This window comes from Streptococcus mitis (assembly GCA_001560895.1).
In the GTDB taxonomy this organism is placed as follows: Bacteria; Bacillota; Bacilli; order Lactobacillales; family Streptococcaceae; genus Streptococcus; species Streptococcus mitis_Q.
In genome coordinates this window covers 563,873-581,228 of record CP014326.1, presented here as the reverse complement: position 1 = coordinate 581,228, position 17,356 = coordinate 563,873, and the positions used below count along the sequence as shown (strand labels likewise).

Below are 17,356 nucleotides of genomic sequence, written 5' to 3'. Positions count from 1 at the left end.
AATAATCGAAGGAGATCGCATGTTTTATACTTATTTACGTGGATTAGTTGTCTTACTCCTATGGTCCATCAATGGCAATGCCCACTATCATAATACCGATAAAATTCCTAATCAAGATGAAAATTATATTCTGGTTGCCCCTCACCGTACTTGGTGGGATCCAGTTTACATGGCTTTTGCGACCAAGCCAAAACAGTTTATCTTTATGGCCAAAAAAGAGCTCTTTACCAACCGTATCTTTGGCTGGTGGATTCGTATGTGTGGTGCATTTCCTATCGACCGTGAAAATCCTAGTGCTTCTGCCATCAAATATCCTATCAATGTTCTTAAAAAAAGTGACCGCTCTCTCATCATGTTTCCAAGTGGGAGCCGTCACTCAAACGATGTCAAGGGTGGAGTTGCTCTGATTGCCAAGATGGCCAAGGTTCGTATCATGCCCGTTACCTACACAGGTCCCATGACCTTGAAAGGCTTGATTAGCCGCGAGCGTGTCGATATGAACTTTGGAAATCCAATCGATATCTCAGATATCAAGAAAATGAATGATGAAGGCATTGAAACAGTCGCCAATCGCATTCAAGCAGAATTCCAACGTCTGGACCAAGAAACAAAACAATGGCACAATGATAAAAAACCAAATCCACTCTGGTGGTTTATCCGCATCCCTGCTCTCATCCTTGCCATTATCCTCGCTATCCTAACCATCATCTTTAGCTTTATCGCAAGCTTTATCTGGAATCCAGATAAGAAAAGAGAAAAACTTGGTTAAATAAATACAACAATCCCTTGGCTTTTGCCAAGGGATAATTCTTTTATTCAATTTTCCATTTTTGGGCCAACCAGTTGGAAAAGGCTAGAAATCGCTCAGCTACTTGTTCATGGTGTCCATAAGGATCAAAAACAAACTGGCCGTTCGGATAGCATTTCTGAAGACTGGTATGAATCTGCTCAGCATAGACTGGTGCTTGAGCCAAGCGATTAGTATGGTGTACTCCTTCTGTTTGACCATTCTGTAGATACAGCAAACAGTCTAGATTTTTTACTGTCTCTTCCTTGCAGTAATCCACAAAATCAGGGTACCAAAAGGAACCGCAGATCGAAAAGACACAGGAAACCTTGTCAAAGCTGAAAAGACTGTAGACTGCCGCCAAACCACCTAGTGAGTAGCCTCCATAAGCAAGGCGAGTTTCATCCAGGTGATAAAGCGACTGCAACTTGTCCAAAAGACCTCCAAATAAATGATCATGATAGACCTTGGCCTGACCTCCAAAATCTGGAGCCCCATCTCTCAGAGCCGATGCCTGCCAGGGAGTGTAGTCGTCTAAGCGATTTTTAGAGATCAAGCCCATTAAAATCACAGATTCGGAAAGGGAGGATAGAAAATCCAAGTTTCCATCATTCAATAAAATAGCCGGATAGGTTTGATTGGGGTCATAGGTAGAAGGAAGGCTAATTTTGACTTGAATCCCTTCCCAATCAAACTCATTATTTATTGATAAAGTCATTGATTTTTTCAAGGGAATCAATCACTGCTGGACCATAGTCCATCAATTCATCGTAAGAGATGGTCATGATTTTTTGATTCTTAATAGCAGGAACGCTTTCCAAAACAGCATTTGCCTTCATCAACTCTACTGCTTTTTCATCCAATTTTTTATTGCGGTCGCTGGTTACATAGATAATCAATTCAGGATCCATTGACACGAGATTTTCCAAGGTCAAGCCTGATGTCCCCGTAGCAACGTTTGTATAACCAAGTTGGTTCAGCAAACTTTCTTGCAAAGCAGACTTGTAAGCACCAAAGGTTTGATCATTATATGCAACCATAATCAAAGCCTTTTTCTTTTCACCTTGGCTTGCTGGATTTGCTTTTTTAACAGCGTCAATTTTAGCTTGTAATTGGGCTGCGTATTCATTAGCCTTGTCCTGAACATTAAAAATCATTCCAAGATTTTTAACATCTTCTACGATATTTCCCAAATCTTGCTGAATCGTTGAGAGAGAAGCTTTTTGCGTATAGACTGGGATTTTATTTTCATTCCAAGTGCTAACTGCCCCCAAGGATTTTTCGGAAAACATCATGTTTCGACCCATCACTGCATCTGGCTCATAAGAAAGTACTGTCTCTTGTGAGACTGTTTTTTTATCCCCGATTTGAGGAATAGCTGCAATAGCGTCCTTGTATTTGTCCGTCACAGCATTATCAGGGTTGAGCATGCCAGCAATTTTATCCTTCAAGCCTAACTCCAATAAGATTTCAGTGGTTGAAAGATTGTTGGTGATAACTTTTTCAGGTGCCTTGTCAAAAACTTGTTCAACTTCATTCCCTTTAGCATCATAGGTCTTAACCGTTAACGGATAAGTCGTCTCTGCGTTAGCCTTTTGACTTGTTTCTGTGCTAGACTGTGTGGTAGCTTTTTCTGTAGTAGTATTGCCACAAGCTACCATGGTTAGAGTAGCTACTGTTACGAGTAAAATGCTTAGTGTTTTTTTCATCTTGTTTTCCTTTTCATTCTTATAAATAGTGAATCATAGCTTGCTGATCCTCGGTCCAAGTCACCTGACTTTGAACTCCATATACAGTTTGCAATGACTCAGGGGTGATGGTCTCCTTTGGAGTCCCTTGGTAAAGGATTTCTCCCTCTTTCATTAGATAGAGATAATCCGAATAGCGACAAGCAAGTTGAATATCATGCAGGACAGCTAGAACATTGACCTTGAGCTCCTTCACAATGGCCAACAAGTCTAACTGATACTTAATATCCAGGTGATTAGTTGGTTCGTCTAGGAGTAAGAGAGTCGGTTCTTGCGCTAAGGCGCGGGCTAGTAAGACTCGCTGTTTCTCTCCCCCTGACAGAGACGAATAGAGACGAGTTTTCTTCTCAAGCATATCCACCTTAACGAGGGCATCTTGAACGAGGGCATAATCCCTTTCCCTTTCCTTCTGTAAAAAAGAGAGGTGGGGAGTTCTTCCCAGCAAGACGATTTCCTCAACTGTACAATCAAACTGCAGCTGGTTAAACTGGGTCACAACTGCCATTTGCTTGGCTGTTTCTTTGATTGTCCATTGTTCCAGAGGTTTCCCATCTAGACTTATCAAGCCTTTGTCCGCCTTTTCCTGACGATAGAGGAGTTTAAGCAGGCTGGTTTTTCCACTTCCATTTGGCCCTAGTATCGTGTGAAATTGATGCCCTTCAACCTTAAGAGAAACTCCATTGAGGATTTTTTTCTCTCCTAGTCCAAAATGGATATCCTTACAAATCAAGTCCATATCAGACCCTCACCTCCCTTCGCCTACCTCCAACAATGTAGATAAAGAAGGGAGCACCTACTAAGGCTGTGAAAATACCAATAGGAAGCTCTGCGTTTGGAATGATGATACGAGAGAGTACGTCTGCCCAGATGACAAAGAGGGCACCCAGCAAGGTTGCAACGGGAAAAAGCCTCTTGTAATTCGTTCCTATTAACCCTCGAGCTAAATGTGGAGTAATCAGACCGACAAATCCAATAATCCCACAGGTTGCCACTAAGACTGCTGTCAGTACAGCCACCATTGTCACATAAAGATACCAATAAAAGCGTAAGGGAATCCCCAAAGTTAAAGCAGTCTCATCTCCCATCATCATCGCATTGAAAACACGATACTGAGTAGAGAAAAATAGAAAGGCTATTCCTACCACTGTAGTTGGCAGGACCAAGTCTGCCCAGGAAGTCCCGGCAAGCGAACCCATGGTCCAAAACTTAATGGTCATCACACTGTCCGCATTAGCGCCAACTGAGATAATAAAGTTGGAAAAAGCCAGAAAGAGAGCATTGACCACCGTTCCTGATAAAATCAGGCTAGAAGTTGTCATCCTTCCCTGCATAGAGGCAATGATAAGGACAGCAATTGTTGCCAAAATAGCTCCAAGAAAAGCTCCAAGGCTAATCATCACTTTTAAACCAAGAATGATGCTCAAGGTTGCCCCTAGAGTTGCACCAGCAGAGATTCCTAAGACATAGGGCTCAGCGATGGGATTGTTTACCGTGGACTGCATCACACTACCACACATAGAAAGGCCTGCTCCTACTATCAGACCTAACAATACTCGAGGGAATCTCATGTTCCATACAATGGCAAGAGTAGACTTGGAAACCTCTCCTATCTCAAGAGGAAATCCCAACCTGCTCAAAATAATCCGATAGGTATCTCCTAGATTAATCGTAACAGATCCCATTGAAACTGCTAGAAAGAGAGAAATCCCTAAAATACCTAGCAAAATAACTAAAAGTAACACAAATTGCTGGTCTTGTCGGCTTCCAGAAAATTTGGAAAGCATGCAAACCTCCTTTGATAGAATCTTAAAAATTTAGAAAATTCTCATGAAAAAGTATACCATATTTTCAACTGCGTAACAAGATGAGAACAAATGAATATAGTTGGTTTTATAGTGCTAGGAACCGTAAGTAAAGATAATACTTGAGTATATCGAGGTAAGGTGACAACGTAAAAAGCCCTCTGAAAATCAGAGAGCTGATTTGAGCTTGGGCTAAAATTCTAGTGAAACAAAAAAATCTACACGGTCAGAAAAGTCTCTATCGTGCCATTTTCATACATGATGTATAGTCCAAGTAGAATGAATACTAAGGGCACAATGATTCGCTCGTATTTTTCAATTGTCTCGAATATTAACGGAATAGAGGATAACACCCGACTAATCTCGCATAAGATAATTATGCCGATTACAAACACAAGCAACGCCACGAGGGTCTGTGACCAATCTAACGAAGCAAAATAAGGTATATAGATACCTAAATTATCTCCGCCAGACGCAATTGTCAGCAATGTAACTGTCCAAAACAGTTGATTTGCCTTGCTTTGTTCTAATCTTTCAATAATTTCTTCCTCTTCTTCTTCATCACCTTCTCCAACAATTGCAAAGCGAATCCCTAAATAGATAGGGATTAAACCAAGCAATCCAACCATCCATTCTTCAGGCACGAAATTAACGACATAAGCAGCAACTAAACTCGCCCCTACAAGTAAGCCTGTGCCTAGATATTGCCCCGCATAAATATGCCATTTTTGTTTATTCTGTGATAGCTGTGCAAATAAAATAATTAAAATAATTAAATAATCGATACTGGTGGAAATATAAACACCAATAGCAGATATGATTGTCTGTCCCATAAAAAACCTCCTGTATTAGTCAGTAATAAATCAGCAGATTTTAGGAGAGCACAGACACATTAATTTAGCTATCGCTAGTGGGTAATGTCGAACGTAGGAAAGCATTTTACTCCTCCTCAAAATGTAGTTACAAAGTAATTTCTAACTGGAATTCGGTGACTACTTCCATGTAAAGTATAACATACTATACTTTACTTCGTAAAGTGTGGGCTCTTCGAGGGACTTGCAGACAGCTACTAGGCTTTTCAAGCCGAGTAGCTGCGCACCCTTATGGTGTAATTAGCTGATACCATTTGAGGTTTTTGTAGTCTCCAAAATTGTGGCCGATAAAACAAAGGTATGACTATCTTGACTGGTACTAAAGTTTTTGTAGTCTCCAAAATTGTGACCGATAAAACATGGCAGGCATTCCGCCTATGTATGTACCAGTTTTTGTAGTCTCCAAAATTGTGACCGATAAAACATGGCAGGCATTCCGCCTATGTATGTACCAGTTTTTGTAGTCTCCAAAATTGTGACCGATAAAACCTCAATAAAAAAGTCCTCTGAAGTCCGAGAGCTGATTTGAGCCCGGGCTAAAATCCTAGTGAAAAAGATGAAACTCCTTATGTTCATCGAACACTGTGTCGTTTCCCTATTTTCATACAGATTTCTTGCGCCCTTAGCATCATGATTCTTGCTGGATAAACCGTTTATAGACTAGGAGATGAGGCGAAGATTGTACAAAATTTTTAGTGAAACAAAAAAATCTCCCCGAAGGGAGAATATCTGGTTTATTTTACCTTACAGTGCTAGGAACCGTAACCGAAGATTATACTTGAGTATATCGAGGTAAGGTGACAATATAAAAAGCCCTCTGAAAATAAAGAGCTGATTTGAGATTGGGATAAAATCCATACAAAAAAGCTACCCAATTTAGAGTAGCTTCATTATCAAGATATGCTCAATTGAACACGGCCTAAGCACTTGGCAAAAAAGATAAAACCTCCTAGAAACTGAAGTTTCTTCGTCAATTTTCCTATTTTTGCTTTGTGCTTTTGACGGCCTTTGTATCTTGAATTAGCGACGAAGTCCTAGAGAGTTGATCAACTCACGGTAACGGTTAACGTCGTTTTTACGCAAGTATGCAAGCAAGTTACGACGGCGACCGATTTTCTTCATCAATCCACGGTAAGTAGCGTGGTCTTTTTTGTGTTGTTTGATGTGTTCGTTAAGGTGGTTGATTTCCCAAGTAAGGACAGCAACTTGAACCTCTACTGAACCTGTATCACCTTCGTGACGTGCATATTGTGCGATGATTTCATTTTTTTTCTCTTTTGAGATTGCCATGATGTTTCTCCTTTTTATTTGGCTTCATCCGAGTGACAGGTTGGCATGCCTGTAACCAAGAAGAAGTTATTTGTCTTTACGACAATCCCTATTCTACCAATAACTAACTTCTTTGTCAACAGATTTACTTCTTTCACCTTACTTCACCAACATAATGGAGATACTCAGCTTCTTCTAAAGACTACCATTCCTAATTCTCCCCCTCAACAAGGAAATTCAAAAAAATCTACAAATATCTTGAAAATTTTCACAATCATGCTATAATAATCCATAGAGACAAGTCACTTAGTCCCTTTCTACTAGAGAGTGCGTGGTTGCTGGAAACGCATAGGAGGCCTAAACTGATACTACTCTTGAATTTTTATGAAAACATAAAACGGTGGCCACGTTAGAGCCAATCAGAGGTGTCCCTCTTTTTTGAGGAACATAAATGAAGGTGGAACCACGTTGCGACGTCCTTTCGAGGATGTCGCTTTTTGTTTTTCTAGCTTTCACTATCCTCTGTCCCTGTTTTCAAAATAGGGTTAACACATTCGTCAATAATATAAGTAAGGAGAACATCATGATTAACATTACTTTCCCAGATGGCGCTGTTCGTGAATTCGAATCTGGCGTTACAACTTTTGAAATTGCCCAATCTATCAGCAATTCCCTAGCTAAAAAAGCCTTGGCTGGTAAATTCAACGGCAAACTCATCGACACTACTCGTGCTATCACTGAAGATGGAAGCATCGAAATCGTGACACCTGATCACGAAGATGCCCTTCCAATCTTGCGTCACTCAGCTGCTCACTTGTTCGCCCAAGCAGCTCGTCGTCTGTTCCCAGACATTCACTTGGGAGTTGGTCCAGCCATCGAAGATGGTTTCTACTACGATACTGACAATACTGCTGGTCAAATCTCTAACGAAGACCTTCCTCGTATCGAAGAAGAAATGCACAAAATCGTCAAAGAAAACTTCCCATCAATCCGTGAAGAAGTTACTAAAGACGAGGCACGTGAAATCTTCAAGAACGACCCTTACAAGTTGGAATTGATTGAAGAACACTCAGAAGACGAAGGCGGTTTGACTATCTATCGTCAGGGTGAATATGTAGACCTTTGCCGTGGCCCTCACGTCCCATCAACAGGCCGCATCCAAATCTTCCACCTTCTCCATGTAGCCGGTGCTTACTGGCGTGGAAATAGCGACAACGCTATGATGCAACGTATCTACGGTACAGCTTGGTTTGACAAGAAAGACTTGAAAAACTACCTCCAAATGCGTGAAGAAGCTAAGGAACGTGATCACCGCAAACTTGGTAAAGAACTTGATCTCTTCATGATTTCTCAAGAGGTTGGTCAAGGGCTTCCATTCTGGTTACCAAATGGTGCGACTATCCGTCGTGAATTGGAACGCTACATTGTCGACAAGGAGTTGGCTTCTGGCTACCAACACGTTTACACTCCACCACTTGCTTCTGTTGAGCTTTACAAAACTTCCGGTCACTGGGATCATTACCAAGAAGATATGTTCCCAACTATGGACATGGGTGACGGGGAAGAATTTGTCCTTCGTCCAATGAACTGCCCACACCACATCCAAGTCTTTAAACACCATGTTCACTCTTACCGTGAATTGCCAATCCGTATCGCTGAAATCGGTATGATGCACCGTTATGAAAAATCAGGTGCCCTCACTGGTCTTCAACGTGTGCGTGAGATGTCACTCAACGACGGTCACCTTTTCGTTACTCCAGAACAAATCCAAGAAGAATTCCAACGTGCCCTTCAGTTGATTATCGATGTTTATGAAGATTTCAACTTGACTGAATACCGCTTCCGTCTCTCTCTTCGCGACCCTCAAGATACTCACAAGTACTTTGACAACGATGAGATGTGGGAAAATGCCCAAACCATGCTTCGTGCAGCTCTTGATGAAATGGGCGTTGACTACTTTGAAGCCGAAGGTGAAGCAGCCTTCTACGGACCAAAATTGGATATCCAAGTTAAGACCGCCCTTGGTAAAGAAGAAACCCTTTCAACTATCCAACTTGACTTCTTGCTTCCAGAACGCTTCGACCTTAAATACATCGGAGCTGATGGCGAAGAGCACCGTCCAGTTATGATCCACCGTGGGGTTATCTCAACTATGGAACGCTTCACAGCTATTTTGATTGAGAACTACAAGGGTGCCTTCCCAACATGGCTAGCACCACACCAAGTAACCCTCATTCCAGTTTCTAACGAAAAACATGTGGACTACGCTTGGGAAGTGGCTAAGAAACTCCGTGACCGCGGTGTCCGTGCAGATGTCGATGAGCGCAATGAAAAAATGCAGTTCAAAATCCGTGCTTCACAAACCAGCAAGATTCCTTACCAATTGATCGTTGGGGACAAGGAAATGGAAGACGGAACTGTTAACGTTCGCCGCTATGGCCAAAAAGAAACACAAACTGTCTCAGTTGATGATTTTGTTCAAGCTATCCTTGCTGATATCGCTAACAAATCACGCGTTGAGAAATAAGAGACAAAACCTGGGATAAAATCCTAGCTAGCTAAAAAGCAACAACTATTTCAGCTGTTGCTTTTTTATATTTTATTTAACCTGAGCTAGTAGTGATTGGTCAAACTACCACACAAGATTTGCTTTCATGAGTTGGATAAGGTCAATATCCTCATTCCTTGTCTGCTTCATTTTCTTTTACTTCTTTTACGAGATCTTTTTGTGGATCTTTTTCAGAGAGTTTTTGATCAATATACTTGTCAATGTTTTCATAAAATTCCTTGGTCGCTTCACTATCTAATGTTGGCGAGTTCTGAACTTGATTCACTTTCAATTGAACAGATTGAATACCGTAAGAGGCTTGTTTTTGGTGGAGCGTTTCTAATTCTTCTTCTGAAATCGGATCTCCAACAACCGTCAAGACCAATTCATTGTTACTTGACTTGTAGACTTGATTAATAACCGTATAATTGGCGAACTCTTTTCCTACAAACTGTTTGATCCCTTCTTTGCGCGCTTGTTCTATTGTCAGAGTAACTGCCGAATAGCTAGCTGGAAGAATCAACAATACAATCAAAGAAATCAAGCCAATTCTCATTTTAATGCTCAGCTCTTTAAATGAAGTTAAAGGAGATTTTCTCATCAAAATTCTTGTTCCAACAATGTTGGCTAGCATGATAAAGACACAGTTGATCAAGAAAAGATAGAGAGCCCCCAATAAAAATCGTACATTCCCATTAGCTAAACCATAGCCAGCAGTACAGATAGGCGGCATCAAAGCTGTAGCAATGGCTACTCCTGGCACGATATTGTTTGCTTCTTTTTTCCTTGAACCGATCACACCAGCAATCCCACCAGCAATAGCAATGAGAACATCCCAAATGGTTGGAGAGGTTCGTGCGATCAACTCGCTACTTGCATAAGACAAGGGAGAAATCCAGAAATACAGAGTCGAGACAAGCAAACTGACCAACACTTGAGTCAATAAAACCTCTAGAGATTGCTTGATTAAACGCGTATCAAAAATAGCTAAACCGAATCCCAGTCCAACAATCGGTGTCATGAGAGGTGAAATTAACATGGCTCCAATAATAACAGCTGTTGAATTCATATTTAGACCGATAGAGGCAATAAAAATTGCACACATCAAAATCGCTGTATCTCTCAATCGAACATGAAGGTCATCGTATAATTTCTCACGGTATTCCCGTGTTGAATAATTGGCAGTCATTTGTCCTCTCCTCTTTCCTTATTTAAATCGGTATAATAATTAATAATAACAGCTGATAAACAGCCAAAAAATATGAGCCCATAAATCGTCAAGAAGACACTGGTAATCCTTCCAATCAAGGTCACAGCTAGGAGATCCCCGTAGCCGACAGTCGTCGAAGTCACAAAAGCATACCAAAGACCGTCTCCGTAATTTGTGATAGCAGGTTCAACTAGGAAAAGCACGCCTCCTGACCCAAAAACAAAGGTCACAAAACTCAGAGCAAACCGAGTAAAACCCGTAACCTGTATAATATGCCATAACATTTTTAAACGTCTCATTTGTTCTCCTTATTCATACTAGCTCCTGACCGAGCCGTTTTTTCCAATAATCAAAGTGAAGATAGGACATGATCTCCATCAGAGAAAGATAGACAAACTGATAGATCTGATTTAAGCTGATTATCAACTGATATTGTTTGAAAAATGACTGGAAGAAAGACCAGATATGACTGTCTTGAATCAGTCCCTTCTTAACATCAGACAGGATATTAGCTAAAGCTCCCAAGGACTGAAACGGTAAATCCTTGACATTTATATAGATCCGGTCCACCACATCATTCAGACTGGTATCTTGGATGGCATGAAATTCTCCAAAGAGAACTCCTGCCGCTCCAAGAGTAGAAACAAATTCCACCAAATAATTTCTGAGGAAATTTTCTCAACCTTTTCCCATAATGTGTTTAGTGCCATCCATAACGATCCCAACCAGAAAAAGGAAAGAAAACAAGCAAAGAAATTTTGCCGTAAATCCCAAAAAGCTTCAAGACTTGGTGTTGTTGGTTTTTCTAACTCTAAAATCAAGATGGTCATAATAATTGCTAGAACAGCATCTGTCAATACAATTAATCTGTCTTTCTTCATCGGATTGCATCCCCTTTCTTTTTTGTAACATTCTATCTTATCGCATAATATTGGATATTCTTTCATAATCCGACTACAAACAAAAATAAACCAAAAAGTCTGTCCCTATTATGCTATATTTAACTCTAGAAGTATTCATCCATCTAATTAATAAATATATCATATTTCACAATAAATGAATACTATCAAAGATTCATCCCCTTTCACTTCATCATTTAGTGTTGCTTAGATTTATCAAAAACAACCTGCTATAAGTAAGAAAGAGGAAGATACAAGAAAAACACGGCGTAAAAACCGATTCAGTTCATTGTCCTCAATCCTTGTCTGCTTCATTTTCTTTTACGAGATCTTTTTGTGAATCCTTTTCAGAGAGTTTTTGATCGATATACTTGTTAATGGTTTCATAAAATTCCTTGGTCGAATCACTGTCTAATTTTGTCGAATTATGAACTTGATTGACTTTCAATTGAACAGATTGAATACCGTAAGAGGCTTGTTTTTGGTGGAGCGTTTCTAATTCTTCTTCTGAAATCGGATCTCCAACAACCGTCAAGACCAACTCATTGTTTCTTGATTTGTAGACTTGATTAATGACCGTGTGATTGGCGAACTCTTTTCCTACAAACTGTTTGATCCCTTCTTTGCGCGCTTGATCTATCGTCAAAGTAATTGCTGAATAACTAGCCGGAAGAATCAATAATACAATCAAGGATATCAACCCAATTCTCATTTTAATGTTTAGCTCTTTAAATGAACTTAAGGGAGATTTTCTCATCATAATTCTTGTTCCAACAATGTTGATTAGCATGATAAAGACACAGTTGATCAAGAAAAGATAAAGAGCTCCAAATAAAAATCGTACATTTCCATTAGCTAAACCGTAACCTGCAGTGCAGATAGGTGGCATCAGAGCTGTTGCAATGGCTACTCCTGGTACGATATTGTTTGCTTCTTTTTTCCTTGAACCAATGAAACCTGCTATCCCACCAGCAATAGCAATGAGCACATCCCAAATTGTTGGAGAGGTTCGTGCAATCAATTCGCTACTTTCATAAGATAAGGGAGAAATCCAGAAATACAGAGCCGAGACAAGCAAGCTAACCAATACTTGGGTAAATAAAACCTCTAGAGATTGCTTGATTAAACGCGTATCAAAAATAGCTAAACCAAACCCCAGTCCAACAATCGGTGTCATAAGAGGGGAAATCAGCATGGCTCCAATAATGACAGCCGTTGAATTCATATTTAGGCCGATAGAGGCAATAAAAATCGCACACATCAAAATCACTGTATCTCTTAATCGAACATGAAGATCATCATATAATTTCTCACGGTATTCACGTGTTGAATAGTTTCCGGTCATTAGTTACTCCTTTTATTTCATATAATCTTGTTTCTGCATGGATGATGGTAGAGATACTTCTGTCCAATCTTACATATTTTTCTTCTCACCTGTTATTCTTTTGAACATTATCTTTTAAATATCCGTCAGTCCATCCTTAACATTATATCAAAAATTTTACAGTCTTTCTCTGAGGAAATCTCTCAATTTAACAGATAGATGAAGCAAGAAATTTTTGTTTCCTTATCCGAAGAAGGAAAAACGATATCTCCTGAACCTTGATACTATGCGTTTTATTCTTTATAATTTAGCTATTTCAAAATTACAAGTTCTCCATTCTTAATTTCCCAAACTTGGTCAAACTTACTTAATAATTCGTTTTGGCGATGTAAAGTAACAATGACGGCACTTGGTAGTTCCAGAACTCTTTCCAATTCCATTTTAAACTGATTAGTATCCAAGGCAGAGAAAGGTTCGTCTAGGATAAGCAATGGATTTTTACGATTTTTCTCACGATTTAAATACATTCGTTGTTGCTGACCACCTGACAGGGATTGTGGTGGAATTTTTTCAAAATCTTCTTCTCTGAATTTTTCATTGAAACTATTGAATAGCGTTACATTATTTTCATAACTTGAAATAAATGTATGTTCTTGTTGCAGAATCATACCGAATCTTCCCCAAAGATGGTCCAAAACAAGCCCATCTAGCACAATTTGTCCTTCAAAATCTTCATCTGTTCCATTTAAAATGTTGAGAAGACTACTTTTTCCAGACCCATTCTTACCAATAAGCGCAATTTTATCCCCTTTTTGAATCGTAGCGGAAGTAATTATCAATTTTGATTCTCCCATTTGTTTGGAAATGTTTTTCAAAGTAATCGTATCAAAAGAATGTTGAGGTGCTTGAACTGAAACGGGTCTCCCAACAATGTTTTGAAAACTCTTGATTACAGGCTTTACGGACTCTAACATTTGTAAATCATAAAGGATTTCCTGTATTGGTTCAGAAAAAGCATTAATATATCCGAAACTCGCCACCACCTCAGGAATACCGAGTTGCTGGTGAGATAGAGAGTAGGCTAAATAAATAAACAGAACAAGACTAATGAATTCAAAAGAAACACCTGTCAATAAGATGCCAGTAATTTTTGTCAAACCATACTTAAAATACTTATCCTGCAAATTCTTTAGAGAACTCTTTTGTTGATTCAAAAAATGCGACATAGTTAGTTTATTTACCAAATGATGTCCCATGAGCAAATCCTCCAAAGTTCGATAGTAATCTCCTTGTTTTTTCAAGTAAACCTGTCTGCGATTAGCGGTCAACTTCCCAACGATTTTAGGAATTTGAATACTAATTCCAGTGGAAAAGATTAAAATCAATGATACAATAGGATTAATTGTTCTGCTAATAATGAAAGCGTAAATGATGATACGTAAAATTTGTTTGATAAAACTCATCAATGGAGGAAGGTAATCCTTTTCCAACGAATCTAGGTCATTAGATTGATAGGAAATATACTCTGCTACTGTTTTCTGCTTGAAATCGTGGTGACTGAGTCCCAGAAGTGAACGAAACCACTCATTTTTCAAAGTAGTCGAAAAGATAATCCCCTGCTTCCAATCAAGTATCATTTGGATATAGTTACAACTCAAATAGCCAGCCACTGACATAGAGTAACCATATAGAGCTACTTGATAATCCCCTTTGATTAATGCCTGCGTGAAATACGGTAACAAAGCTGTGCAGATATTCGATACTACACCAAAAAGAAAATTAAAGAAGAGATACCATCTAATAGTTTTAAGATATGGTAGCATATACGATACTCCTTACTAATGCGTTTTTTTACATATCGCAGAACAATCTCTACTATTCCCTATTTCAGATAGTGCGATACTCGGACATTGAGTGCAATAATTGTAAATCACACAAGTACTGCAGTTTTTACTATCATTCAAAATAAAAAGAAAGCTGCAGTTCTTTTAATCCTGTATCAACGATTCATTCTGAAATCGAATAGGAGACATTCCCCCCAAGTCTACAATTCACTTCATCTTAAATTAATTTTTGTAATTCACCCTTAGTTTATAGATTTTATACTCAACAAAAGTATAAAGCATACAAAACTTCACTTTGAACCAGTATTTATACTATATTCCGTATTAAAAATTCTATTATTGGTTTTGTAAAAAACAGTCTTCAAATATCCTGAAATATAGCAAAAAGAGATTGGGTAAAAACTCATTGTCTCTTCTCACTCAAGGACTAAGTTCACTTGAGAAAACTGAATCCGCACTATCGTTCCTTTTCCGACCTCAGACTCGATACGAATCTGGTGACCCAGTTCTTCAGAAATTTTCTTAGATAGGTAAAGTCCAAGGCCAGATGACTGCTGAGTTAGGCGTCCATTATATCCTGAAAAGCCACGTTCAAAGACTCGGAGGACATCACTATTTTTTATCCCGATTCCTGTATCCTTGATACAGAGTTCCTGGCCTTCCATATAAATCTCCAGACCACCTTCCTTGGTGTACTTGAGGCTGTTTGAGATAATTTGTTCAATGACCACTAATAGCCACTTTTTATCCGTAACGATTTCTTTATCAAGGTCATGTAGATTGACATTTAGTCCTTTTTGAATAAAGAAAAGAGCATATTTACGAATTATTTCCTTGACCAAGTCCTCAATTTGAACCTGCTTTAAGACCAAATCATCATGGAAACTTTCTAAACGCAGGTACTGTAAAACTAGATTGGTATAGGAGTCTATCTTGAAAGTTTCCTGTTCTAATTGCTGCTTCAGTTGGCGGTCGGCTACTTCTGCAACTAAGAGTTGACTAGCTGCAATGGGGGTCTTAATCTGATGGACCCACAAGGTATAGTAATCCAGCAAATCCGTCAGTTTTCTTTCTGAATCTGACCTCTGCTGATAGAGTTCCATCTCACGCGCTTCTAATTTTTCAGCCAAGGCTCTTTCCAAAGGAGATTTGGCTTCCCTCTCCCCATAGAGAAGTTCCTGACGATAGACCTGCATTTCTACCAATATGTCCCAAGTGAAAAATAAGATGGTTACAAAGCAACATAGCAGGAAAAAGTAGAGAAAGTAAATTCCCAAACTGGCAAATAAAAACTGAAAGAGTAAGACCAGAAACGTCAAAGAAATCAGATAAACAAACAGACGACTACGGGAACGCAGATAGGCTAGAAAAAATTGTTTCCAATCAAGCATGCTTCAGTCCGTACCCTATCCCTTTCTTGGTTTCGATAAATCCTACCAAGCCCTGCTCTTCCAATTTTTTACGCAAACGAGCCACATTGACAGATAGGGTATTATCATCAATGAAAAAGTCACTGTTCCAAAGTTCCCGCATCAGGTCATCGCGAGCTACAATATTGCCTGCATGCTCAAACAAAACGCGTAAAATCTGAAACTCATTCTTGGTCAAATTCAAGACTTGCCCTTGATAATGTAAGTCCATTGATTTGGTATTGAGGATAACACCAGCATATTCCAGTAAACTCTCGTCACGCCCAAACTCATAGGAACGGCGCAACAAGCCCTGAACCTTGGCTAAAAGAACCTGCTGGTCAAAAGGCTTGGTCACAAAGTCATCCGCGCCCATATTGATTGCCATGACAATATCCATCGCCTGGTCTCTCGAAGACAGAAACATGATGGGTACCTTGGAAATCTTGCGAATCTCCTGACACCAGTGATAGCCATTAAACAAAGGCAGTCCAATATCCATGAGGACCAGATGAGGTTCCGACTGAACAAATAGACTCAAAACTTCCATAAAGTCTTCTACCAGCACCACTTCAAAGCCCCATTCAGAGAGCATTTTCCCGACCTGTTGACGAATAACCTGATCATCTTCTACTAATAAAATCTTGTGCATCTGATTCTCCTTTGCTAATTTTAGGAGTCTTAAATCCTTTAGTATAAATAGAGGGCTTAGTATCTAATACTTTTTTAACATTTCCTTGTCACAACAGCTCAAAAACAGATAGTGAATAACCCCATTGATATCATACCTTATTTTCAGACATAGTGCCAGCACTACCCATTTATTTTTAATTTTTTCAACCCTCATTTCAGTTCTTTTATACATCCCCTTAACCAAAATTTATATCTATTCTTCCAAATCTTGAGTGTAGTTAAAACGACACTCTATACTCTTCTAACATTGAAAAGTTCCTTATCAAGTGGTATCCGTAAAAAGTTCTAGCTTTCAGATTGACAATCTGAAAAAGATTTGTTAAGATATGAATGAACAAAATTTAATATTCATTCAGAAAAGAGGTGAATCAAATTGAACAAAAAACAGGCTTTGAAATCCGCAGCTTATGAAGTTTTTTCAAAAAAAGGATACAAGGCGACAGGAATTTCAGAAATTGCTAGACAAGCTCATATGGCAGTCGGATCTTTTTATAACTATTACGAAAGTAAAGAAGCTATTTTTTTAGATATCTATATTGATGAAAACAACCGTGTTCGCCAAACTATGATCGAAGAACTGGATTGGGAAATTGATATGATTGATCTTATTAGTCAACTCTTTGCTCAATCCAGAGCACTCGTTTCTTCCAATAAAATCCTTGCAGAATGGTACAATCCTGCCATAGCAGATGAGTTGCATAGCTACTATTCCTCAGAAGAAGGGAAAGTCACGAATCCATTTCATCAATTTCTCGTGAAAACCTTTACTCATCGTTTGCAGGCTGAAGGCCATTCTCCAGAAAAAATTCAAGATATTTTACAAGTTTACAACCTATTTTACTACATGGATATGCATATCACAGAAAATGATTTTCCAGATATTAGCAAAACTGTAGAAATACTAGCAACCAACTTCATTAAAGGAATACTGAAATAAAGAAATCTTTTCTT

At 39.1% G+C, this 17,356-nt stretch carries 16 protein-coding genes; 3 read left to right on the top strand and 13 right to left on the bottom strand.

The features are described 5' to 3' along the window. The first annotated feature begins 19 nt into the window (after nt 1-19). Nucleotides 20-769, top strand: a complete 750-nt coding sequence (locus tag AXK38_03115; protein AMH88304.1) for an acyl-phosphate glycerol 3-phosphate acyltransferase — start codon at nt 20-22, stop codon at nt 767-769. A gap of 43 nt (nt 770-812) precedes the next feature. On the opposite strand, the gene AXK38_03110 is transcribed toward AXK38_03115, so the two are convergent. The 6 genes from AXK38_03110 to AXK38_03085 form a co-directional block, all read right to left on the bottom strand. Beyond that, nucleotides 813-1,505 carry an alpha/beta hydrolase gene (locus tag AXK38_03110; GenBank protein ID AMH88303.1) on the bottom strand — a complete coding sequence of 231 codons (693 nt, stop codon included), beginning with the start codon at nt 1,503-1,505 and terminating at the stop codon, nt 813-815. Continuing rightward, the gene (locus AXK38_03105) at nt 1,486-2,496 is read right to left on the bottom strand and encodes a metal ABC transporter substrate-binding protein (GenBank protein AMH88302.1); all 1,011 of its coding nucleotides are present in this window, start codon (nt 2,494-2,496) and stop codon (nt 1,486-1,488) included. Before AXK38_03105 ends, AXK38_03110 begins: the two co-directional genes overlap by 20 nt. 19 nt (nt 2,497-2,515) lie before the next feature. Further along, a complete protein-coding gene (locus AXK38_03100) occupies nt 2,516-3,271 on the bottom strand; it encodes an ABC transporter (protein ID AMH88301.1) in 756 nt (251 codons plus the stop codon). A 1-nt stretch (nt 3,272) separates the two neighbouring features. After that, nucleotides 3,273-4,319, bottom strand: a complete 1,047-nt coding sequence (locus AXK38_03095; protein ID AMH88300.1) for a Fe3+-siderophore ABC transporter permease — start codon at nt 4,317-4,319, stop codon at nt 3,273-3,275. 236 nt (nt 4,320-4,555) lie between these two features. After that, on the bottom strand, nt 4,556-5,170 hold the full coding sequence (locus tag AXK38_03090; GenBank protein AMH88299.1) for a cadmium resistance protein CadD: 615 nt from the start codon (nt 5,168-5,170) through the stop codon (nt 4,556-4,558). Between the two features lie 1,059 nt (nt 5,171-6,229). Next, nucleotides 6,230-6,499, bottom strand: coding sequence for a 30S ribosomal protein S15 (locus tag AXK38_03085; protein AMH88298.1), 270 nt, complete (start codon nt 6,497-6,499; stop codon nt 6,230-6,232). A 562-nt stretch (nt 6,500-7,061) separates the two neighbouring features. Here AXK38_03085 and AXK38_03080 point away from each other — a divergent pair. Further along, entirely contained in the window at nt 7,062-9,005 is a 1,944-nt protein-coding gene (locus tag AXK38_03080; protein AMH88297.1) for a threonine--tRNA ligase, read from the top strand. A gap of 151 nt (nt 9,006-9,156) precedes the next feature. On the opposite strand, the gene AXK38_03075 is transcribed toward AXK38_03080, so the two are convergent. The 7 genes from AXK38_03075 to AXK38_03045 all read right to left on the bottom strand — a co-directional run bounded on the left by AXK38_03075 (nt 9,157) and on the right by AXK38_03045 (nt 16,364). Next, nucleotides 9,157-10,215, bottom strand: a complete 1,059-nt coding sequence (locus AXK38_03075) for a hypothetical protein (GenBank protein AMH88296.1) — start codon at nt 10,213-10,215, stop codon at nt 9,157-9,159. Beyond that, the gene (locus AXK38_03070; GenBank protein ID AMH88295.1) at nt 10,212-10,535 is read right to left on the bottom strand and encodes an Ion channel; all 324 of its coding nucleotides are present in this window, start codon (nt 10,533-10,535) and stop codon (nt 10,212-10,214) included. Before AXK38_03070 ends, AXK38_03075 begins: the two co-directional genes overlap by 4 nt. Nucleotides 10,536-10,548: 13 nt before the next feature. Then, nucleotides 10,549-10,890: a hypothetical protein gene (locus AXK38_03065; protein AMH88294.1), complete on the bottom strand. Its 342-nt coding sequence runs from the start codon at nt 10,888-10,890 to the stop codon at nt 10,549-10,551. Nucleotides 10,891-11,430: 540 nt separating this feature from the next. Next, entirely contained in the window at nt 11,431-12,480 is a 1,050-nt protein-coding gene (locus tag AXK38_03060; protein ID AMH88293.1) for a hypothetical protein, read from the bottom strand. Nucleotides 12,481-12,770: 290 nt separating this feature from the next. Then, nucleotides 12,771-14,282 (bottom strand): multidrug ABC transporter, encoded by a 1,512-nt coding sequence (locus AXK38_03055; protein ID AMH88292.1) that lies wholly within the window; start codon nt 14,280-14,282, stop codon nt 12,771-12,773. 437 nt (nt 14,283-14,719) lie between these two features. After that, entirely contained in the window at nt 14,720-15,694 is a 975-nt protein-coding gene (locus AXK38_03050) for a histidine kinase (protein ID AMH88291.1), read from the bottom strand. After that, nucleotides 15,687-16,364 (bottom strand): two-component system response regulator, encoded by a 678-nt coding sequence (locus AXK38_03045; protein AMH88290.1) that lies wholly within the window; start codon nt 16,362-16,364, stop codon nt 15,687-15,689. The genes AXK38_03050 and AXK38_03045 overlap by 8 nt, the downstream gene beginning before the upstream one ends. 414 nt (nt 16,365-16,778) lie before the next feature. Here AXK38_03045 and AXK38_03040 point away from each other — a divergent pair, with 414 nt between their 5' ends. After that, complete coding sequence (locus tag AXK38_03040) at nt 16,779-17,342, top strand: TetR family transcriptional regulator (protein AMH88289.1); 564 nt, start codon at nt 16,779-16,781, stop codon at nt 17,340-17,342. Nucleotides 17,343-17,356: the final 14 nt, after the last annotated feature.